Consider the following 20,639-nt stretch of genomic DNA (forward strand, 5'->3'; position numbering starts at 1 on the left):
CGCGCGCGAAGGTTGCCAGAACGATTCCGAACCCCCGGGGCGGCTCTCCCCGGAGGCGGCTCGTTACGCTGGGTCCATGGAGTTCTACGGCGCCCAGCCCGAGGTCGATCTCACCTATTCGGATGTCTTCCTCGTCCCCCGTCGATCGGAGGTGGCGAGCCGCCTCGACGTCGACCTCGCGCCCGACGACGGCACCCCCGCCACGCTCCCGCTGGTGGCGGCGAACATGAACTCCGTCACCGGTCCGCGACTCGCGGCCACCCTCTCCCGTCGCGGCGGCCTGGGGGTGCTGCCGCAGGACATGCCCCTGCAGGACCTCGACGCGGCCATCCGATGGGTGAAGGCGCAGCCCGTGACGTGGGACACCCCGCTCGTGCTGCCGCCGGACATGACCGTCGCCGAGGCCGCGCAGATCGTGCCGGCAACGGAGGGGCACGGCATCGTCGTCAGCGACGCCGACGGCGGCGACATCCTCGTCGATGACGTGCAGGGGATCGTGCCGGCGGCTCGGCTCGGCACCGCGCTCCCCGACGCGCGCCTGGGCGATCTCGCCCGAGGCCGCCCCTCGTCGATCGACGCCGACGACGTCGCGGATGCCCGGCACGCATTCGACCTGATGGTCGCCGCCGACGTCGAGACGGTCTGCGTGCTGCACCACGGCCACCTGGTGGGCACGCTGACGCGGCGCAGTGCGCTGCGCTCGACGCTGTACCGACCCGCCGTCGACGGCGACGGGCGGCTCGGCGTCGCCGCGGCGGTCGGGATCAACGGCGACGTCGCCGCCAAGGCGCGGGCCCTCGCGGCGGCCGGTGTCGACGTTCTCGTCGTCGACACCGCGCACGGGCACCAGGAGGGCATGCTGCGGGCGCTGCGCACGGTCGCCGACCTCGACCTCGGACTTCCCATCGCGGCCGGCAACATCGTCACCGCCGCCGGGGTCGACGACCTCGTCGACGCTGGCGCGACGATCCTGAAGGTGGGCGTGGGTCCGGGCGCGATGTGCACGACGCGGATGATGACCGCCGTCGGACGCCCGCAGTTCTCCGCGGTGCTCGAGACGGCGGAGGCGGCGCGCGCCGCCGGCGCGCACGTCTGGGCCGACGGGGGAGTGCGCTACCCCCGCGACGTCGCGCTGGCGCTCGCGGCGGGGGCGGCATCCGTCATGATCGGCTCGTGGTTCGCCGGCACCATCGAGGCGCCCGGGCGCCTGCAGACCGACGCCGACGGTCGCGTGTTCAAGGAGTCGTGGGGCATGGCCTCCACGAAGGCCGTGCAGGATCGGTTCGGCCGGCTGGACCCCTACGAGCGCGCGCGCAAGGAGCTGTTCGCCGAGGGGATCTCGTCGTCGAAGATCTACCTCGATCCGCTGCGGCCCGGCCTGGAGGATCTCCTGGACATGATCACGGCGGGCGTGCGCTCCTCGTTCACCTACGCGGGGGCCGCCACCGTGGCGGACTTCCACGCCCGCGCCCGCGTCGGGCTGCAGTCCGCCGCCGGCTACGACGAGGGCAAGGCGCTGCCGGTCAGCTGGTGACGCCGCCTCCCGGCCGGGACGCATCCGTTCGCTTGTCACGGGATGCGCTATCGCGCGGTCTATGCGACATCGAGCGCCAGGTGAACGGCGCGAGCGCCAGGTGAGCGGCGCGAGAAGCTGGGAGGAGCCCGCGCGCGGGCGCGCGAGACTGCCGTAAGATCTTCTCCACGATGGACGACCCTCCCAGTTGCAGACGCTCGCCCCACCGACCCGACCACCGCATGAGCGGGGGTGACGCGTGATGGACTACGTCATGCTGGGCGTGGGGCTCCTTCTGACCATCGGCACCGGTCTGTTCGTGGCCAGCGAGTTCGCGCTGGTGAACCTCGACCGTGCCGACCTCGAGTCGCGGCAGAAGGCGGGTGAATCCCGGCTGGCGCTGACGATCAGCGCGCTGCGGATCACCTCGACCCACCTCTCCAGCGCGCAGCTGGGCATCACCCTGACGACGCTCCTGACCGGATACACGATGGAGCCGGCGATCTCCAACCTGCTGCGCCCCGTGCTCACCTCGTGGGGCTGGCCGGATGCGCTGGTCACGCCGCTGTCGGCGACGATCGGCATCGCGATCGCGACGGTCTTCTCGATGATCATCGGCGAGCTCGTGCCCAAGAACTTCGCGCTCGCCGTGCCGCGGCAGACCGCCAAGCTCGTCATGCCGTTCCAGGTGGCCTTCACCACCGTCTTCCGGCCCGCCATCCTCGTGCTCAACGGCAGCGCGAACGGCGTGCTGCGGGCCATCGGCATCGAGCCCAAGGAGGAGCTGTCGGGCGCGCGCACCGCCGAGGAGCTCTCGAGCCTCGTGCGCCGGTCGGCCAGCGCCGGCGTGCTCGAGGAGGACACCGCGTCGCTGCTGGATCGAAGCCTCACCTTCTCGCGCCTGAGCGCCGCCGACGTGATGACGCCGCGACCGAGCGTGCACGCCGTCGCCGTCGGCGACGCCGTCGAAGACGTGATCCAGCTGGCGCGCCGCACGGGGCACAGCCGCTTCCCCGTCTACGAGGACTCGATGGACGACATCGTCGGCGTCGTGCACCTCAAGGCGGCCGTCAGCGTGCCGCGGGCCAAGCGCGCCGAGGTGCCGGTGGGGGCGATCAGCAGCGAGCCGCTGCGAGTCCCCGAGGCGGTGCATCTGGATGCGCTGGTCGCCGAACTCCGCACGCGGGGCTATCAGATGGCCGTCGTCGTCGACGAATACGGCGGCACCGCGGGGGTCGTCACGCTCGAGGACATCGTCGAGGAGATCGTCGGCGAGGTGCTCGACGAGCACGACCGGCGTCGCGCGGGCATCGTCCGCGCATCAGGGTCCATCATCTTCCCGGGAGAGCTGCGCCCCGATGAGCTGCTGGATCGCACCGGCATCCGCATCCCCGAGGGCGAGGTCTACGACACCGTCGGCGGGTTCATCATGAGCGTGCTCGAGCGCATCCCCACCGCCGGCGACGCACTCCAGCTCGAGGAGGGCGTCATCGAGGTGCAGCGCATGGAGGGCCGCCGCGTCGATCGCGTGCGGTTCACGCCGGTGGCCGTTCCGGTCGCCTCGGCCGCCGAGGGAGGTGAGCGCCGATGAGCGATTGGGCCGGGCTCGCGTGGCTGGGTGTGCTCCTGGTCGCCAACGCCTTCTTCGTCGGCGCCGAGTTCGCCGTGATCTCCGCTCGCCGCTCGCAGATCGAGCCGCTGGCCGAACGCGGTTCGCGCAGCGCCAAGACCGCGCTGTTCGCCATGGAGCACGCCACGCTCATGCTGGCGACCAGCCAGCTGGGCATCACGATCTGCTCGCTGCTCATCTTGAACGTCTCCGAGCCGGCCATCCACCATCTGCTGGCCGTGCCGCTGGGGCTCACCGGGCTGAGCGAAGCGCTCGTGGACACCATCGCGTTCGTCATCGCGCTGCTGGCCGTGTCGTACCTGCACGTCGTGTTCGGCGAGATGGTGCCGAAGAACCTCGCGTTCTCGGTGCCCGATCGGGCCGTGCTGATGCTCGCGACGCCGCTGGTGTGGGTCTCCAAGGTGTTCCACCCCGTGATCGTCACGCTCAACTGGACCGCCAACCACATCGTCCGGCTGGCCCGCGTGGAGCCGAAGGACGAGGCCGCCTCGACCTTCACCCTGGAGGAGGTCGCCACGATCGTGACGCAGTCGCGCATCGAGGGCGTGCTCGACGACTCGGCGGGGACCGTGGCGGCCGTGGTGGAGTTCACCGACAAGAAGGCCAAGGACATCGCCGTGCCCCTCGGCGACCTGGTGACCCTCCCGGAGCGCACCACGCCCCACAAGATCGAGCGGGCGGTCGCCAAGCACGGCTTCTCGCGGTACGTGATCGTCGACGGGGAGGGCGTGCCGACCGGCTACGTGCACCTCAAGGACGTGCTGCGCGCGGCCGAAGGCCCCGACGGCGGTGCCGACGTGACGCGCCCCATCCCGTCCAAGCGCATCCATCACATGGTGCCGGTGACAGAGGAGACGGACCTGGAGGATGCCCTCGCGCTGATGCGCAATGCGGGCCGCCACCTCGCCCAGGTGCGCGACACCTCGGGGCAGACCACGGCGGTGCTGTTCCTCGAGGACATCATCGAGGAGCTCATCGGCGAGGTGCAGGACGCCACGAGCCGTCGGCGCTGATCCGCCCGTCGGTCGCCGCCGCGCCGCTTCGCCCGGATAGGGTGTGCGGCATGCGCAGATGGACGGCGACCGACGCGGCGGGAAGCCTTCGGGCCCCGACCTCTCACGACGACAAGTACACGCGCGGCGTGGTGGGCATCCGCACGGGATCACCGTCGTTCAAAGGTGCCGCCGTACTGGGTGTCGAGGCCGCCTGGCGCGCCGGTGTCGGGATGGTGCGCTACGTCGGACCGGCCGGCGCGGAGGTGCTGGCCCGTCGCCCCGAGACCGTGCTCTCCGAAGGCCGTGTCAACGCCTGGGTGATCGGCTCGGGCACCGACCCGGCCCACCGCGACGATGCCGAGACCGCCCTGCTGCGGGAGATCCTCGCCGGGACCGTGCCGGTCGTGGTCGATGCCGGAGCGCTCGACCTCGTCGATCATCCCGCGGCTCCCGTTGTCATCACCCCGCACGCGGGCGAGTTCGGTCGTCTGCGCTCCAGGCTCGGCATGCCGCCGGTGGACCCCGACGCCGACCTCGCGGAGCGCGACGACGCCGCCCTCGAGACCGCGGAGGCGCTCGGCGCCGCCGTGCTGCTCAAGGGGGCGCGCACGGTCTCCGCCGCGCCGGGCGGATTCATCGCGGTGGTCGCGGATGCCACGCCGTGGCTTGCGACAGCGGGCACGGGGGATGTGCTCGCCGGGGCGATCGGCGCCCTCGCGGCGGGTGCGGAAGACCTCACCTCGGCGGCCCAGTGGGGACCCGTCGCCGCCACGGGGGCGTGGCTGCACGGGCGTGCCGCCAACGTGGCTGCCGGCCGATACGGCCTCGCGGGAGGCCCGATCACCGCGCTCGACGTGGCCGACGCCCTGCCGGCCGCCGTCGGCGAGGTCATCGCCGCCGCCCCGGCCTGAGGAGCCGCGTCGCTCTAGGATGGAGCGGTGTCGAGGCGGGGGATGCTGTGGGCGGGCTTTGCGGTCGTTCACGTGCTCATCGCAGCGGCGGGCTTCGTGCTGCCGAACCAGCCGATGGGCGATGTCTATCTCGTCTACGAGCCGTGGTCGCTCCAGGCGCTGTCGGGGGAGTCCCTCGTCGGCGTCGACGAGGCGTGGGTGTATCCGCAGCTCGCCCTCCTGCCCATGCTCGCAGCGCACGCCCTGACGTGGATAGCGGGATACGAGGTCGCGTGGGCGGTGCTGGTCACCGCGCTCGACGCGGCCGCCTTCGCGATGCTGGTGGGTGCCGCGCGCTCGCGCGGCCGCACGACCGCAGCGGTGTTCTGGCTCGTCTTCGCCGTCGCGCTCGGCCCGGTGGGCATGTATCGCCTCGACGGCGTCACCGTGCCGATCGCCATCGCGGGGCTGCTGTGGCTGGTCCGACGCCCGGTGATCGCGGCGATCCTGCTGGCCGCCGCGACGTGGATCAAAGTCTGGCCGGCCGCGCTCCTGGCGGCAGCGGTCGTCGCGCTCCGGCGGCGTCTGGTCGTGCTCGGCGCGGCGGCGGCGACCAGCGCGGTCGTGCTGGGGGCGATCGCCGTCCTCGGGGGCGCATCCCACGCCTTCGGGTTCGTCGCCGGACAGACCGGGCGCGGCCTGCAGATCGAGGCGCCGGTGAGCGGATGGTTCCTGTGGCAGGTCGCCACCGGCTCCGCCGACGCGGCGATCGTGTACGACCGCGACATCCTCACCTTCCAGGTGCAGGGCCCGGGAGTCGATGCGGTCTCGGCGGCGATGACGCCGCTCCTCGTGCTCGTCGCCGGTGCCGTCGTGATCCTCGGTGCGGTCAAGATGTGGCGCGGCGCGTCGTTCGCGGCGCTCTTCCCGCCGTTCTCGCTCGCCCTCGTCCTCACGCTGATCGTCGTCAACAAGGTCGGATCCCCGCAGTTCCTCGCGTGGCTGATCCCCCCGCTCGTGCTCTGGCTCGTGGTCGATCGGCGCCGCGGGATGGGGCCCGCCGCGCTCGCCGTCGCCGCGGCCGGTCTCACGCAGGTCGTGTATCCGCTCGTCTACGGCGGCATCCTCGTCGCCGAGCCCATGTCCGTGACGGTGCTGACACTGCGCAATGTGCTCCTCATCGTTCTGCTCGCGTGGGCGGTCATCCGCACCGCCCGCGTCCGCACGTCCGTCGCCGTGACCGTCGCGGCGACCTGACCGTCTGGAGACTCCCATGCTCATCGCCTTCTCCGTCGCGCCGAGCGGCACCGGAAACGTCGACGGCTCGGTGCACGACGCCGTCGCCGCGGCGGTCCGGATCGTCCGCGAGAGCGGACTGCCTCACCGCACCACCTCGATGTTCACCGAGATCGAGGGGGAGTGGGACGAGGTCATGAACGTCGTGAAAGCCGCCACCGAGGCCGTCATGCCCTTCGGATCACGGGTCTCGCTCGTGCTGAAGGCCGACATCCGGCCCGGGTACTCCGGCGAGCTCGACGCGAAGATCGAGCGCCTCGAGTCCGCGATCGACGACGCGGAGTAGGACTCACGCCGGCGGATGTCCGCAGGACCGCCGTGCGCGACGCACGCTCGATGGGCCGGAGATGTCAGTCGAGGAGGCGACGCAGGTGCGCGGAGACGACGGGCGTCTCGATGAGGAAGGCGTCGTGGCCGAAGTCGCTCGTGATCACCGCGGCGCGATCGCCGTCGAGCGCGTTCGCGATGCCCGCGGCGATGCGGTGCTGACCGTCGACGGGGAAGAGGCGGTCGCTGTCGATGCCGAGCACCAGCGTCGTCGCCGTCACGCGCGCGAGCGCCGCGTCGATGCCGCCGCGGTCCCGGCCGACGTCGTGCGAGTTCATCGCCTCGACGAGCGTGATGTAGGTGTTGGCGTCGAAGCGTCGCGTGAACTTGTTGCCGTGGAAGTCGAGGTACGACTCGACCGCGAACCGGCCGCCGTGCCCGAGCGGGCTCACCCCGGACTGCCATGATCGCTGGAACCGCTGGTTGAGCTCCGTGGGGGAGCGGTAGTTCAGAAGCGCCATGCGTCGCGCGAGGGACAGCCCACGCGTCGGTCCGTTGCCGTCGCCGGCGTCGTAGTAGTCGCCGCCCGCGAAGCGCGGGTCCATGCGGATGGCCTCCAGCTGCACGGAGTTCAGGGCGACCTGGTCGGCGGTGTTGGCCGGGGGCGCGGCGATGACGGCGAGGCGCTCCACCCGCTCGGGATGCATCACGGCCCACTCGAGTGCGTGCATCCCTCCCATCGAGCCGCCCACGACGCCGGCCCAGCGCTCGATGCCGAGCGCGTCGGCGAGCCGCGTCATCGCGTGGACCTGGTCGCGGACCGTCAGGTACGGGAAGCGTGCCGCCCACTCCGCCCCGTTGGGCGCGATGCTGGCGGGGCCGGTCGACCCCTGACAGCCGCCGAGCATGTTCGGGGCGATGACGAACCAGCGGTCGGTGTCGATCGCGGCACCGGGCCCCACGATGTCGTCCCACCAGCCGGCGGTCGGGTGCCCCGGCCCTGCGGGCCCTCGAACGTGGCTGTCGCCGGTCACCGAGTGCAGCAGCAGCACCGCATTGTCGCGGGTGGGGGACAGCTCCCCCCAGGCCTCGTAGGCCAGCCGGTATCCGGGCAGCTCGTCGCCGCCCTCGGTGCGGAACGGTCCGAACGCCGCGAATCGGCGGTCTCCGACGGGATCGCCGTCCTGCCACGCTCCGGTGGCGGGCGGTCGACCCAGGAGCAGGCGCGCGTCGGCCTCCGTCACCGGTGCCGAGGGCACCGTGTCCTCGGAGGTCTGCCAGTCCATCGCGGCGGTCCTTTCATCGAGCGGTCGGCCGTGTCTTCTCACGGTATCCGCTCCGCCTCGCGGGATCGCGCGTATGACGACACCGCGACCCGTGAGGCTGCGACGTGGACCTGAGCCCGTATGCCAGGCTCGTTATGTTCCGGAGCTAAACTTGTCCTTCGACCGATCGAGCCGGCGTGCTCGTGATGAGGAGGGTGCCGTTGGCTGGAAACGCGACGACCCGGTTCTCGAACGTCTCCCTGCTGTCGGTGGCGAGCGTGCTGCCGACGCGGGTCACGAGCTCCGACGACATCGAAGCGCGCCTGGGTCCGGCGTTGCAGCGGCTGAAGCTGCGGCCCGGATTGTTACGGCGCGTCGCCGGGGTCCTCGAGCGTCGCAACTGGGCGTCGGGGGAATCGTCCGACGCCGCCACCATCGCCGCGGGCGAGCGCGCACTCCGCGAGGCCGGCGTCGACGTGTCCGAGGTCGGTCTGCTCATCAACACCTCGGTCAGCCGCAAGCATCTCGAGCCCTCCGTCGCCGTCACCCTGCACCACGGCCTCGGGCTGCCGACGTCGGCGGTGAACTTCGACGTCGCCAATGCGTGCCTCGGCTTCGTGAGCGGGATGAACCTCGCCGCGAGCATGATCGAGTCCGGGCAGATCCGCTACGCCATCATCGTCAACGGCGAGGATGCCGACGACATCCAGGTCAACACCATCGAGCGCCTCAAGGGCGAGGGGATCGGGCGCGACGCGTTCATGAGCGAGTTCGCCTCGCTCACGCTCGGCTCCGGGGCGGCGGCGGCCGTGCTCGGACGGGCGGACGAGCATCCCGAGGGCCACCGCATCCTGGGTGGGGTGACCCGTGCGGCGACCCAGTTCCACGAGCTGTGCGTCGGCAGCGTCGACGGCATGTTCACCGACGCGAAGGCCCTGCTGCGCGGGGGCCTCGAGCTCGTGGTGTCGGCGTGGAAGGATGCGGCGTCGGACTGGAACTGGACCGGCATGGACCGCTACATCACCCACCAGGTCTCGTCGGTGCACACCAACGCGATCGTGAAGGCCGCGCGGCTCGACCGCGCCAAGGTGCCCACGACCTTCCCCGAATACGGCAACGTCGGACCCGCGTCCATCCCGATCACCCTCGATCAGGAGAAGCGCAACCTCTCGCGCGGCGACCGGGTGCTCCTGATGGGCGTCGGGTCGGGCCTGAACACGGCGATGATGGAACTCGCCTGGTGATCTCGCCCGCCGAGACCACCCTTCCCCCCGTCCGCGGGCTCGACGACCGCTTCCGGCGCACCCTCGAGGTTCCCGGCGTCCTCGCCGACGCGGGCCGCACGCGCTCGTGGCACCATCTGGACACCGCAGACACGCTGACCGATCTCGGCGCCGCGCCCGTCGGCACCATCCTCGCGGTGCACGGCAACCCGACGTGGTCGTTCCACTGGCGGCGCATCGCCGACGAGTCGGTGCGGCGGGCCGAGCGCGGCGAACCGACGTGGCGCGTGGTCGCCGTCGACCAGCTCGAGATGGGATTCTCCGACCGCACCGACCTCACCCGCACGCTCGAGCAGCGTGTGGCCGACCTCGGCGCCTTCACCGACGCGATCGGCCTCGACGGACCGGTCGTGACCCTGGGGCACGACTGGGGCGGCGTGATCTCGCTCGGGTGGGCGGTCGATCATCCCGACCAGCTCGCCGGGGTGGTCACGCTCAACACCGCCGTCCATCATCCCGACGACCGCCCCATCCCCGCAGCGCTGCGGGTGGCGGGAGCGCGGGGCGTGCTCGCCGCCTCGACCGTGCAGACGACGGCCTTCCTCGACACGACCCTCGCGTTGGCCGAGTCCCGTCTTCCGGTCGACGTGCGAGCGGGGTACCGAGCTCCCTATCTCACCGCCGACCGCCGCCGCGGCGTCGGCGCCTTCGTCGCCGACATCCCGGTGGGCCCGGCACATCCCAGTCACGCCGAGCTCACCCGCATCGCCGCGGGTGTGCGCGACCTGCGGGTTCCCGCGCTGCTGCTCTGGGGACCGCGCGACCCGGTGTTCCAGCAGCGCTATCTCGACGATCTCATCGACCGGATGCCCCACGCCGACGTGCACCGCTTCGAAGGCGCCGGACACCTCGTGGCCGAGGACCGGCCGTACGCGACGGCGGTGCTCGACTGGCTCGACCGGCGTGTCGACGCGTCGCCGCCCGTGCCGACGGCCTCCGAGCCGGCGCCCCGCGCCACCGGGGCTTTCGTGCCGATGTGGCATCGCCTCGACGAGCGCGCCGACGACGACACGGTCGCGGCGATCGACATGACCTGCACGCCGCCGCAGACGGTGAGCTGGCGCCGGCTGCACGACCGGGTCACCGTCCTGGCGACGGGGCTGCACCGCCTGGGGGTGCGCCCGGGCGACCGCGTCTCTTTGCTCGTGCGTCCCGGGCCCACGCTCACCGCCGTCGTCTACGCCTGCCTGCGCATCGGAGCGGTCGTCGTCGTGGCCGACGCGGGCCTGGGCGTCGCCGGCCTCACCCGGGCCGTGCGCGGGGCGAGCCCCGACGTGCTGATCGGCGAGACGGTCGCGCTCGCCGCGGCCCGCACCCTCGGGTGGCCGGGTACGAAGATCTCCGTGGATCGTCTGCCGTCCCTGACCGCGAGGGCGCTCGGCGTCGCCCGGAGCCTCGCGGAGGTGGCCGAGCTCGGCTCCGACGGCGATGCTCTGCCGGAACCCGGCCCCGACGACGTGGCAGCGGTGCTGTTCACGTCGGGATCGACCGGTCCGGCCAAGGGGGTCGTCTACACCCACGGTCAGCTCGCCGCCCTGCGAGACGTGCTCGGTGCGCACTTCGACGTGACCGATCAGGCGGGCCTGGTCACCGGCTTCGCGCCGTTCGCCCTGCTGGGGCCCGCCCTCGGAACCCGTTCGGTGACACCCGATATGGATGTCTCCGCCCCGCGAACCCTCACCGCACGAGCCGTGGCCGCCGCCGTCGAAGCCGCGCACGCGAGCATCGTCTTCCTGTCGCCCGCGGCGATCCTCAATGTCGTCGCCACCGCCGGTGACCTCACCGCCGACGACCGGGCGGCGCTCGCCGGAGTCGAGACCTTCCTGTCCACCGGCGCACCGATCGGCGCCGAGCTGCTCTGGGCGGCCCAGCGGGTCTTCCCGAACGCGCAGCCGCACACCCCATACGGCATGACCGAGTGCCTGCTGGTCACCGACATCACGCTCGCCGGCATCCGAGAAGCCGCCGAGGCCCCGGACGACGGGGTGTGTGTCGGAACGCCGATCGACGGTGTGCGCGTGCGCGTGAGCGCGCTCGACGCCGCCGGTCGCGCGAGTGGTGCGCCCGGGCACACCCCGGGTCTGCTCGGCGAGATCATCGTCGCCGCGCCGCACCTGAAGTCCCGCTACGACCGTCTCGCGCTGACCGACGCCGACGCGGTGCGCGACACCGCCGACGACGACGAGCAGGGCCTGCGGTGGCACCGGACCGGCGATGTCGGGCACCTCGATGAGCGGGGGAGGCTGTGGGTCGAGGGACGGCTCCCGCACGTGCTGACCACAGAGCACGGGCCGCTCGCCCCGGTCGGCGGTGAACAGCAGGTCGAACGGGTCGCCGGTGTGCGCCGCGCGGCGGTCGTGGGGGTCGGTCCCTCGGGTCTGCAGCGCCCGGTCGCCGTCGTGGAGACGACCGACCCGGCGACGCGCGCCGGGCTCGCCGATCCGGAGCTGACGGCACGCGTCCGCGCGGGCGTCGATCTGCCGCTCGCGGCGGTGCTCGTCGTTCCGGAGCTGCCCACCGACATCCGGCACAACTCCAAGATCGATCGCTCTCGGCTGTCGGTGTGGGCGGATGCGGTGTGCGCCGGGCGGAAGCCGGTGGCGCCGTGAGCGTGCTCGTCACGGGAGCATCCGGATACCTCGGCGGCGCCGTCGCGACGGCTCTGGTCGCGCGCGGTGACGAGGTGCGGACGCTGCAGCGGCGCCCCTCGCGTGTTCCCGGAGCCCAGGATCACCTCGGGTCGATCGAGGATCCCGCGCTCGTCTCGCGTGCCCTCGAGGGCGTGGACACGGTGGTGCACCTGGCGGCGAAGGTGTCGCTGGCGGGGCAGACCCGCGACTTCGCCCGCGTGAACGTCGACGGCACGCGCGCGCTGCTCGCCGCGGCGAAGAGTTCCGGCGTGAACCGGTTCGTGCAGGTGTCCTCGCCGTCGGTGGCGCACGCGGGCGCCGCGCTCACCGGAGTCGGCACCGAGCCGGCCTCACCCGACCACGCTCGCGGCGACTATGCCCGCACGAAGGCGCGGGGGGAACTCCTCGCACTGGCAGCCGACGACGACCGTCTGCGTGTGGTCGCCATCCGACCTCACCTCGTGTGGGGGCCGGGCGACCCTCAGCTGGTCGCTCGGATCGTCGCCCGCGCCCGGGCGGGACGGCTGCCGCTCATCGACGGCGGGACGGCGCTGATCGACTCGACCTACATCGACAACGCCGTCACCTCGATCATCGCCGGTGCCGATCGTGCCGATGTCGCTCACGGACGTGCCTTCGTCGTGACCAACGGCGAGCCGCGGCCGGTCGGCGAGCTCATCGCGGGGATGTGCCGTGCGGCGGGGGTCGCCCCGCCGTCGTGGAGCGTGCCGGGGTGGCTCGCCCGCGGAGCGGGGAGCGTGGTGGAGCGCGTCTGGGCGGTGCGACCCGGTGCCGACGAACCGCCCATGACCCGTTTCCTGGCCGAGCAGCTCTCCACCGCGCACTGGTTCGACCTGCGTGAGACGCGCGCCGCGCTGGACTGGTCTCCCGCGGTCTCGCTCGACGAGGGATTCGCGCGCCTCGCGGCCTCATTCGCGTGAGATCGCGCAATCGACCCCCGGGGGTGCCCGGTGCGGTGAGGATGAGGTCATGGCCAGATTCCTCCTCATCGCCGCATCCAGCGCCATCGGCGCCGCGACCGCCGACGTCCTGACCGAGGCCGGTCACGAGGTCGTCACCACGGCGCGCTCGCCCGGCGCGGACATCGCCCTCGACGCGACGGACTTCGACGCCGTCGACCGGGCGGTCGAGCAGGCTGGTCCCCTCGATGGCGTCGCGTGCTTCGCCGGGTCGATGCTGCTGAAGCCCGCGCACCTCACGTCGCGCGAGCAGTACGACGGGGTGGTCGCGGCGTCGCTGACGACGGCCTTCGCGACGGTGCGCGCCGCCGGGCGCCACTTGCGGAACGGCGGGTCGGTCGTGCTGGTCTCATCGGCCGCCGCGATGGCGGGCCTGTCCCACCACGAGGCCATCGCCGCGGCGAAGGCCGGGGTGATGGGACTGACGCTGTCGGCTGCGGCGACCTACGCGTCGTCGGGCCTGCGGGTGAACGCGGTCGCGCCGGGACTGACCCAGACGCCGCTGACGGCATCCCTCACCGCCAACGAGGGGTCGCGCAAGGTCTCCGAGGCGATGCACGCGCTCGGCCGTCTCGGGGAGCCGGCCGATGTCGCCCGCGCCGTCGCGTTCCTCCTCGATCCGGCGAACTCGTGGATCACCGGGCAGGTGCTCGGCGTCGACGGCGGCCTCGGCTCGCTCCGCCCTCGCCCGCGCGCCTGAGCCGCAGCAGAGGAGATTCCGCCCCAGGAGGACAGCCACCGATAGTGCCGTCCTCCTGGACGAGGAACTCCTCTCGAAGGGTGCAAACGACCGTGCGCCCGTCCGGTGAAGACGGGCGCACGGAACGAGAGATCAGGCGCGGGCGGCCTCGGAGACGCGGCGGGCGGCCGCGAGAGCCTGGTCGAGGTCGGCCTTGAGGTCCGCGACGTTCTCGATCCCGACCGAGAGCCGCACCAGACCCGGGGTGACACCCGCGGTGAGCTGCTGCTCCGGGGAGAGCTGGGAGTGCGTGGTCGAGGCCGGGTGGATGACGAGCGAGCGCACGTCGCCGATGTTGGCGAGGTGGCTGAACAGCTCCAGCGAGTTGACGAACTCGCGTCCCGCATCGACGCCGCCCTTGAGCTCGAAGGACAGCACCGCGCCGACGCCCTTCGGGGCGTAGCGGTTCGCGGCGGCGTACCACGGCGAGCTCGGCAGACCCGAGTAGTTCACCGAGGCGACGTCGTCGTGGGCGTCCAGCCACTCCGCGATCTCCTGGGCGTTCTGCACGTGACGCTCGATGCGCAGCGACAGGGTCTCGATCCCCTGGATGAGCTGCCATGCGCTCTGCGGCGAGATCGACGCTCCGAGGTCGCGCAGCAGCTGCACACGCGCCTTGATGATGTAGGCGAGGCCGTCGCCGACCGCCTGCGTGAAGACCGCGCCGTGGTAGGACGGGTCGGGCGTGGTCAGGCCCGGGAACTTCTCGGCGTGGTCGGTCCAGGAGAAGCTGCCGCCGTCGACGATCGTGCCGCCGATGACGGTGCCGTGGCCGCCGAGGAACTTCGTGGCCGAGTGCACGACGATGTCGGCGCCGTGCTCGAGCGGACGGATGAGATAGGGCGTCGCGATCGTGTTGTCGACGATCAGCGGCACCCCGGCCTCGTGGGCGGCGTCGGCGACGCCGCGGATGTCCAGGACGTTGATCTGGGGATTGCCGATCGTCTCGGCGAAGAAGAGCTTCGTGTTCGGGCGCACCGCGCGGCGCCACTCCTCGATGTCGTCCTGGTTCTCGACGAAGGTCACCTCGATGCCGAGCTTGGCGAGGCTGTACTTGAAGAGGTTGTAGGTGCCGCCGTAGATCGAGCTGGAGGCGACGAAGTGATCCCCGGCCTGGGCGATGTTGAGCACGGCGAAGGTCGACGCGGCCTGACCCGAGGCGAGCAGGAGCCCGCCGGTGCCGCCCTCGAGAGCGGCGATGCGCTGCTCGACGACGTCCTGCGTCGGGTTCATGATGCGCGTGTAGATGTTGCCGAACTCGGCCAGCGAGAAGAGGTTCGCCGCGTGATCGGTGTTGTCGAACACGTACGACGTGGTCTGGTAGATCGGGGTCGCGCGCGCCTTCGTCGTGGGGTCGGGCTGCGCTCCGGAGTGGACCTGCTTGGTCTCGAAGCGCCAATTCTCGGGTGCGGACATCACTCGCTCCTGTGGTCGTGAGGGGCTCGCGGCGGGCGTCGCGGGCCGATTGCGAGACTACGGACAGCCGTGCCCCGTGACAACGGTCGGGAAATGTGACGTAACCTTCCGGCTGGCCGCGGGCGCCCTCTCGGCGGCGATACGGTGGGGACATGACCAGGCGTGCAGTGGTGACAGGTGCCAGCTCGGGGATCGGGAAGGCGACAGCCCGGGCGCTGCGCTCGGCGGGCTGGGACGTCGTCGCCGTGGCCCGCCGCGCCGAGCGGCTGGAGGCGCTCGAGGCGGAGATCGGCGCCACGGCGTTCGCGGCCGACCTCACCCGCGAGAGCGACGTCGCGGCGCTCGCCTCGTTCCTGGCCACCTCCGGGCCCGTGCACGCCCTCGTGCACGTGGCGGGTGGCGCGCGCGGCACCGACCGCGTCGAAGACGGCTCACCCGACGACTGGCGATGGATGTTCGAGGCGAACGTCATGTCGGCACAGCGTCTGATCGCGCGGCTGCTTCCCCTCCTGCGGGAGACCGCCGACACCTCCGGTCACGCGGACACCCTGTTCGTCACGTCGACCGCCGCGCAGACCGCGTATGCGGGCGGTGGCGGGTACAACGCCGCGAAGGCAGGAGAGTCGATGCTCGTGCACGCCCTCCGGCTGGAGCTGAACGGAGAGCCGATCCGCGTCGTGGAGGTCGCACCCGGCATGGTCTACACCGAGGAGTTCACGCTGAACCGGCTCGGCGGCGACCAGCTGGCGACCGACCGCGTCTACGAGGGTGTCGAAGCCCCGCTGGTGGCCGATGACGTCGCCGACGTCATCGCCTACGCGCTCGGCACGCCCGGGCACGTGAACCTGGACCTGATCACCATGCGACCGGTGGCGCAGTCCGCGCAGCACCTGCTGGCGCGCGGCCCGCTCCGGGTGCGCCCGCCTGCCGACGCCTGATCAGATGATCTGCGACTCGCCGGCGACCGCGTCGGCGGACTCGGGCACCTCGTCGGCGAAGGCGACCTTGGGCACGAAGAACAGCAGCACCGCGGCCAGGAGGCCGCCACCGGCGCAGATCGCCCACACCGTGATGTAACCGCCGAGCGAGGCCGCGGTGGAGCTCGCAGCCACCCCGACACCCGCGGCGAGCACGACGCCGAAGACGGCCGAGGCGAAGGTGCCGCCGATGGTCTTGGTGGTGTTGGTCAGGGCGGATGCGACGCCGGTCTGACCTCGGGGAGCGGCCGCGGCCGCTGCGGCGGGCATCGCGGCGACGAGGGCGCCCGATCCGATGCCCGCGATCACCATGTTCATCAGCACCTGCCACAGCTCGACGTGGAGCGGGATGAACAGCAGGTACCCGACGCCCACGAGGGCGGATGCGCCGATGAGGACGATCCGGGGGCTCGCACGCCGGGAGGTGGCAGCGAAGAGCACCGCGCCGACGATCAGGGAGACGAGATACACCCCGATGAGGTTCGACCGCGCGGTGGCGTCGAGCCCGAGTCCGTACCCGAGCGCGCTGTCGGTGCCGGCGTACGTCGAGAGCGGGCCCTGGGCGCCGAGCAGACTGATGCCGATGAGGAAGGCCGTGACCTGCACGGGCCACATCTCCGGGCGGCGGAAGACGCGGATGTCGATGGCGGGATCGTTCTGGCGCAGTTCGAAGCGCACGAAGAGCACGAGTGCGGCGACGCCTGCGGCCAGCAGCACCCAGGTCCAGACGAACGACGGGCCGCTGAGGCGGAGGAACGTGAGCGAACCGGTGACGAGCAGCAGTCCGATGGTGAGGATGACGAAGCCGAGCGTGTCGAGTCGGCGTCCGGGAAGCGGCTCGGACTCGGGTACGCCGAACAGGATCACGAAGAAGCATGCGGTGACCGCCACGGCCGGGATCACGAGGGTGACGGTGAGGTTCTCGGCGGTGGCGGCGAAGATGCGTCCGGCGGCCAGGGCGCCGAGGATCGCACCGGCCTGCAGGCCCACGACGAGCAGGCCGGCGGCGCGGCGGGTCGCGGAGACGCCGTGTCGCGCGCGGCGGCCGCGTTCGAAGATCAGGGCCACTTCCAGGGGCAGCCAGACGACATAGAAGCCCTGGAGGGCCCAGGCGATCAGGAAGACCCAGAAGTTGTCGGCGAAGGCGACCCACCACGTCGCGCCCGCGGTGAGCACGGTCGCGATCAGGAGCACCTTCTTGTGCCCGTACATGTCGCCGAGCTTGGCGAGCACGGGCACGACGATCGACGACAGCAGCAGCTGGGCCGCCTCGAACCAGTTGACGTCGGCGTCGGTGATGCCCAGATGCACGACGATGTCGCTGAAGAGGGGCACGTAGTACCCCTGCAGGATGCCGCTGGTGATCTCGACGACGATCAACCAGCCGATGAGGCCGGCCGTGATGCCGAGCGCTGATCGGCGGAGCACGGGAGTCGGGTCGGGCACGGGGCGAGACTACACCTCGCTCCAGGCGCGCGACGGCGGGCCATAGGCTGGAGACTCCAGGAAGGGAGACCCGTTGGAGATCGAGCGCGAGACGTTGTCGTGGAACGGATTCGGAGAGGCGTGCCGGGACCTCAGTCGTCGCATCGTCGCGGACGGCTTCGTGCCGGAGGTCGTCGTCGCCATCGCACGCGGCGGGCTGCTGCCCGCCGGGGCGATCGCCTACGGGCTCGGGGTGAAGAACTGCGGGGCGATCAACGTCGAGTTCTACACCGGCATCGGCACCGTTCTGGATGCACCCGAGGTGCTGCCTCCGGAACTGGACATGGCCTATCTCGCGGAACGCCGCGTGCTGCTGGTCGACGACGTCGCCGACAGTGGCCGCACGCTCGCGCTCGCGGTCGACCTGCTCGCGACGCAGGGTGCCGACGTGCGGTCGGTGACGATCTACACCAAGCCGTCCACCGTCATCCAGCCCGACTATGCGTGGAAGGACACCGCGCTGTGGATCGACTTCCCGTGGTCGGCCCAGGGCTCGGTGATCGAGGAAGACGCGGCCTGACGTGCCACGGACGCTCGACGAACTCGCCGCCGACGGGCTGATCGACGAGGGATGGGCGCAGGCCCTGGCTCCCGTCGCCGCCGACATCGCTCGACTCGGCGACCGGTTACGCGCCGAGACCGCGGCGGGGCGCTCGTACCTGCCGGCCGGGGATCACGTGCTCCGCGCGTTCTCCCGCCCGCTCCAGGACGTGAAGGTGCTGATCGTCGGGCAGGATCCCTACCCGACGCCGGGTCACCCCATCGGACTGTCGTTCGCCGTGGACGCGCACGTGCGCCCGCTGCCGCGAAGCCTCGCCAACATCTACCGCGAGCGGCACGACGACCTCGGCATCCCGCCCAGCGAGCACGGTGACCTCACGGCATGGAGCGACCAGGGCGTGATGCTGCTGAACCGCGTGCTCACGGTCTCTCCGGGTGCGCCGGGTTCGCACCGCGGCTGGGGATGGGAGAAGGTCACCGAGCACGCCATCCGCTCCCTCGTCGATCGACATGCGCCGCTGGTGGCGATTCTCTGGGGGCGCGATGCGGCCACCGTGCGGCCGCTGCTCGGCGACACCCCCGTTGTGGCCTCCGCGCATCCCTCGCCGCTGTCGGCCAGCCGCGGGTTCTTCGGATCGCGCCCGTTCTCCCGCACGAACGAGCTCCTGCGGGAGGCCGGTGCCGATCCGATCGACTGGCGTCTGGCCGAACGCGCGTAGGCTGGCCGCATGCTGGAGGAGGAATACGACAAGAGCCGTCGTTCGCTGCCCCGCCACCTGCGGCGCCGCGCCGACCGCGAGCGTCCCTTCAGCTTCGAGATCCGGCCCGCGCGGGAGGCCGACATCCCCGACATCCGCGAGATCTACAACTACTACGTCACGAACTCCGTGGTCACCTTCGACGAGAAGCGGTGGACGCTCGGGCAGTGGCGGGAGAAGTACGACCACCTGACCAAGCTCGGTCTTCCGTTCCTCGTTGCCGAGTCGCCGTCGGGGCAGGTGCTCGGATACGCGCTCGTCGCGCCCTGGTCGGGCAAGTCCTCCTTCCGCTACACCGTCGAGAACTCCATCTACCTCGGCCAGGCCGCAGCCGGGAAGGGCCTCGGACGCGCGCTGCTGGAAGCCCTGATCGCCGCGTGCGAGGAGCAGGGCATCCGAGAGATCGTCGCCGTCATCAGCGACAAGGGGGCGGAGGCCTCGATCGCGCTGCACGAGAAGCTCGGCTTCGAAGAGGTGGGGCGCATGGGCCGCGTCGGTTTCAAGTTCGGCCGCTGGCTCGGCACGGTCTACCTGCAGAAATCGCTCAAGCCCCGGAAGAAGGCCAAGCGCGGCCTGTTCTCACGCTGACCGCGCTCACGCGCTGCCGCCGGCGTTCCTCACGGCCTCGATGAGGTCGCGCCACGGTCCGAGGACCGCTCGGTCGGGCAGCGCGGCATGCCGCTCGTCGTCGGTATCCCACCGAACGGTGACCTGCCAGGCGAAGCGATCGGCACCCGACGGCTCCTCGGGGGGAACCTCGTGCCACGGACACCGGGCGACGAGATCGGTCAGGCGTCCGTCGTCGGGTGCGGGATGCGCGGCCCACTGCCGCGGAACGCCCGCGATCCCGCCGGTTCGTCGCACCACGACGGCGACGAGATGCGGCGCGGTCGCATCGCTTGCCGTGTCGGGCTCATCCGGTGCTGTCATCGATCACACCGACGCCGGACCAGGCCGAACGCACGGCATCGGTTTCCTCCGAGACCTCACCGTACACCGCGGCGGCGGTGGCGATCGTGGCGCGTGCGAAGGTGACGAAATCGCACGTTCGGGGGAGGACGCGGGAGACGAGGGTGTCGTACCAGATGCGGCCCGCGCGCTCCCACGCCCATCCGCCGAGTGCGGTCGCGACGAGGTGGAACGCCTTGTTGGGGATGCCGGAGTTGATGTGCACGCCGCCGTTGTCGTCGGCCGTGACGACGAAGTCGCGCACGTGCCCGGGCTGGGGATCGCGACCGAGCACATCGTCGTCGTAGGCGGTGCCGGGCTGCGCGAGCGAGCGCAGCGCCATCCCCTGCACCTGCTCGGTGAAGATCTCGGCGCCGATGAGCCAGCTCGCCTCCCGCGCGGTCTGCCAACGGGCGTGCTGCTCGGTGAGCACCCCGAACACGTCGGAGAGGGATTCGTTGAGAGCACCAGATTGACCGACGTAGTCGAGCCCGCCCTCGTCTTCGGTGACGCCGTGCGCGAGTTCGTGGGCGATGACGGACAGGGAACCCGTGAAGCCTCGGAACACCTCGCCGTCTCCGTCACCGAAGACCATGCGCTCGCCGTTCCAGAACGCGTTGTCGTAGGCACGGCCGTAGTGCACGCTCGCCAGGAGCCTGCCGCCCTCGGCATCGATGCCGGCGCGGCCGTAGACGTCGCGGAAGAACGACGCCGTGGCGCCCAGCCCGTCGTAGGCCTCGTCGACCACGGCGTCGGCCGTCGGAGGTTCGCCCTCCCGTCGCACCACGACGCCGGGGAGCTCCTCGCGGTGCTGCGCGTCGGCGATCTCGCGTGGGGCGGCCGGAGTCGACGAGACAGCTGAGCGGATGCGCGGGGCAGCCGCAGGGGCCGGTCGGTACTCCCGGTGCACCTCGAGGGTCGCGCGTGCGGCGTGGGCGGCCCGCTCCCATCGTGTCTCGGGCACGGCGGCGATGCGGGCGAGGAGATACGGCGGGACGATCCCCGGCGCGGACGGGACACGGCGATCTACGGACATGTCCCGAGGTTAGGGCGATGCTCCGACAGG

19 protein-coding genes are annotated in these 20,639 nt (G+C 71.6%); 14 read left to right on the forward strand and 5 right to left on the reverse strand.

Translation table 11 applies throughout. The features are described from left to right. The first annotated feature begins 76 nt into the window (after window positions 1-76). The 6 genes from B3S45_RS12585 to B3S45_RS12610 all read left to right on the forward strand — a co-directional run bounded on the left by B3S45_RS12585 (window position 77) and on the right by B3S45_RS12610 (window position 6,610). On the forward strand, window positions 77-1,534 hold the full coding sequence (locus B3S45_RS12585; protein WP_286721003.1) for a GuaB1 family IMP dehydrogenase-related protein: 1,458 nt from the start codon (window positions 77-79) through the stop codon (window positions 1,532-1,534). Window positions 1,535-1,775: 241 nt separating this feature from the next. Continuing rightward, window positions 1,776-3,104, forward strand: coding sequence for a hemolysin family protein (locus B3S45_RS12590; RefSeq protein ID WP_071045356.1), 1,329 nt, complete (start codon window positions 1,776-1,778; stop codon window positions 3,102-3,104). Then, window positions 3,101-4,156: a hemolysin family protein gene (locus B3S45_RS12595; RefSeq protein ID WP_194383472.1), complete on the forward strand. Its 1,056-nt coding sequence runs from the start codon at window positions 3,101-3,103 to the stop codon at window positions 4,154-4,156. Before B3S45_RS12590 ends, B3S45_RS12595 begins: the two co-directional genes overlap by 4 nt. A gap of 50 nt (window positions 4,157-4,206) precedes the next feature. Further along, on the forward strand, window positions 4,207-5,049 hold the full coding sequence (locus B3S45_RS12600; protein WP_286721005.1) for an ADP-dependent NAD(P)H-hydrate dehydratase: 843 nt from the start codon (window positions 4,207-4,209) through the stop codon (window positions 5,047-5,049). 27 nt (window positions 5,050-5,076) lie between these two features. Continuing rightward, complete coding sequence (locus B3S45_RS12605; protein ID WP_286721006.1) at window positions 5,077-6,285, forward strand: hypothetical protein; 1,209 nt, start codon at window positions 5,077-5,079, stop codon at window positions 6,283-6,285. 16 nt (window positions 6,286-6,301) lie between these two features. Next, window positions 6,302-6,610, forward strand: a complete 309-nt coding sequence (locus B3S45_RS12610; RefSeq protein ID WP_286721007.1) for a thiamine-binding protein — start codon at window positions 6,302-6,304, stop codon at window positions 6,608-6,610. 64 nt (window positions 6,611-6,674) lie between these two features. Here the strand turns inward: B3S45_RS12610 and metX are convergent, their stop codons facing one another. Continuing rightward, window positions 6,675-7,877 (reverse strand): homoserine O-acetyltransferase MetX, encoded by a 1,203-nt coding sequence (metX, locus tag B3S45_RS12615; RefSeq protein ID WP_286721009.1) that lies wholly within the window; start codon window positions 7,875-7,877, stop codon window positions 6,675-6,677. Window positions 7,878-8,062: 185 nt separating this feature from the next. On the opposite strand from metX, the gene B3S45_RS12620 reads away from it, so the two are divergent. Genes B3S45_RS12620 through B3S45_RS12635 form a run of 4 tightly spaced genes read left to right on the forward strand, consistent with a single transcriptional unit; the run spans window position 8,063 to window position 13,449 of the window. Then, window positions 8,063-9,100 carry a 3-oxoacyl-ACP synthase III gene (locus tag B3S45_RS12620; RefSeq protein WP_286721074.1) on the forward strand — a complete coding sequence of 346 codons (1,038 nt, stop codon included), beginning with the start codon at window positions 8,063-8,065 and terminating at the stop codon, window positions 9,098-9,100. Beyond that, entirely contained in the window at window positions 9,094-11,748 is a 2,655-nt protein-coding gene (locus B3S45_RS12625; protein WP_286721076.1) for an alpha/beta fold hydrolase, read from the forward strand. The genes B3S45_RS12620 and B3S45_RS12625 overlap by 7 nt, the downstream gene beginning before the upstream one ends. Continuing rightward, entirely contained in the window at window positions 11,745-12,710 is a 966-nt protein-coding gene (locus B3S45_RS12630) for an NAD-dependent epimerase/dehydratase family protein (protein ID WP_194385537.1), read from the forward strand. The genes B3S45_RS12625 and B3S45_RS12630 overlap by 4 nt, the downstream gene beginning before the upstream one ends. Before the next feature lie 49 nt (window positions 12,711-12,759). Beyond that, window positions 12,760-13,449 carry an SDR family NAD(P)-dependent oxidoreductase gene (locus tag B3S45_RS12635; protein WP_286721012.1) on the forward strand — a complete coding sequence of 230 codons (690 nt, stop codon included), beginning with the start codon at window positions 12,760-12,762 and terminating at the stop codon, window positions 13,447-13,449. Between the two features lie 132 nt (window positions 13,450-13,581). Here B3S45_RS12635 and B3S45_RS12640 read toward each other — a convergent pair whose 3' ends face one another. After that, on the reverse strand, window positions 13,582-14,904 hold the full coding sequence (locus B3S45_RS12640; protein ID WP_071045349.1) for a bifunctional o-acetylhomoserine/o-acetylserine sulfhydrylase: 1,323 nt from the start codon (window positions 14,902-14,904) through the stop codon (window positions 13,582-13,584). Between the two features lie 152 nt (window positions 14,905-15,056). On the opposite strand from B3S45_RS12640, the gene B3S45_RS12645 reads away from it, so the two are divergent. After that, complete coding sequence (locus B3S45_RS12645) at window positions 15,057-15,842, forward strand: SDR family oxidoreductase (protein ID WP_286721014.1); 786 nt, start codon at window positions 15,057-15,059, stop codon at window positions 15,840-15,842. Here B3S45_RS12645 and B3S45_RS12650 read toward each other — a convergent pair whose 3' ends face one another. Next, window positions 15,843-17,327 (reverse strand): MFS transporter, encoded by a 1,485-nt coding sequence (locus B3S45_RS12650; protein WP_071045347.1) that lies wholly within the window; start codon window positions 17,325-17,327, stop codon window positions 15,843-15,845. A gap of 73 nt (window positions 17,328-17,400) precedes the next feature. On the opposite strand from B3S45_RS12650, the gene B3S45_RS12655 reads away from it, so the two are divergent. The 3 genes from B3S45_RS12655 to B3S45_RS12665 are packed head-to-tail and all read left to right on the forward strand — an operon-like array spanning window position 17,401 to window position 19,213. Then, on the forward strand, window positions 17,401-17,886 hold the full coding sequence (locus tag B3S45_RS12655) for a phosphoribosyltransferase (RefSeq protein WP_286721016.1): 486 nt from the start codon (window positions 17,401-17,403) through the stop codon (window positions 17,884-17,886). Between the two features lies 1 nt (window position 17,887). Continuing rightward, on the forward strand, window positions 17,888-18,586 hold the full coding sequence (locus tag B3S45_RS12660; RefSeq protein ID WP_286721018.1) for a uracil-DNA glycosylase: 699 nt from the start codon (window positions 17,888-17,890) through the stop codon (window positions 18,584-18,586). Between the two features lie 9 nt (window positions 18,587-18,595). Further along, complete coding sequence (locus B3S45_RS12665) at window positions 18,596-19,213, forward strand: GNAT family N-acetyltransferase (RefSeq protein WP_071045344.1); 618 nt, start codon at window positions 18,596-18,598, stop codon at window positions 19,211-19,213. A gap of 6 nt (window positions 19,214-19,219) precedes the next feature. Here B3S45_RS12665 and B3S45_RS12670 read toward each other — a convergent pair whose 3' ends face one another. Both B3S45_RS12670 and B3S45_RS12675 read right to left on the reverse strand, forming a co-directional pair. Next, the gene (locus B3S45_RS12670; protein ID WP_071045343.1) at window positions 19,220-19,555 is read right to left on the reverse strand and encodes a protealysin inhibitor emfourin; all 336 of its coding nucleotides are present in this window, start codon (window positions 19,553-19,555) and stop codon (window positions 19,220-19,222) included. Continuing rightward, a complete protein-coding gene (locus tag B3S45_RS12675; RefSeq protein WP_071045342.1) occupies window positions 19,539-20,609 on the reverse strand; it encodes a M4 family metallopeptidase in 1,071 nt (356 codons plus the stop codon). The genes B3S45_RS12670 and B3S45_RS12675 overlap by 17 nt, the downstream gene beginning before the upstream one ends. Between the last annotated feature and the right edge of the window lie 30 nt (window positions 20,610-20,639).

The sequence above is a fragment of the Microbacterium sp. UBA1612 genome, assembly GCF_002321605.1.
In the GTDB taxonomy this organism is placed as follows: domain Bacteria; phylum Actinomycetota; class Actinomycetes; order Actinomycetales; family Microbacteriaceae; genus Microbacterium; species Microbacterium luteum.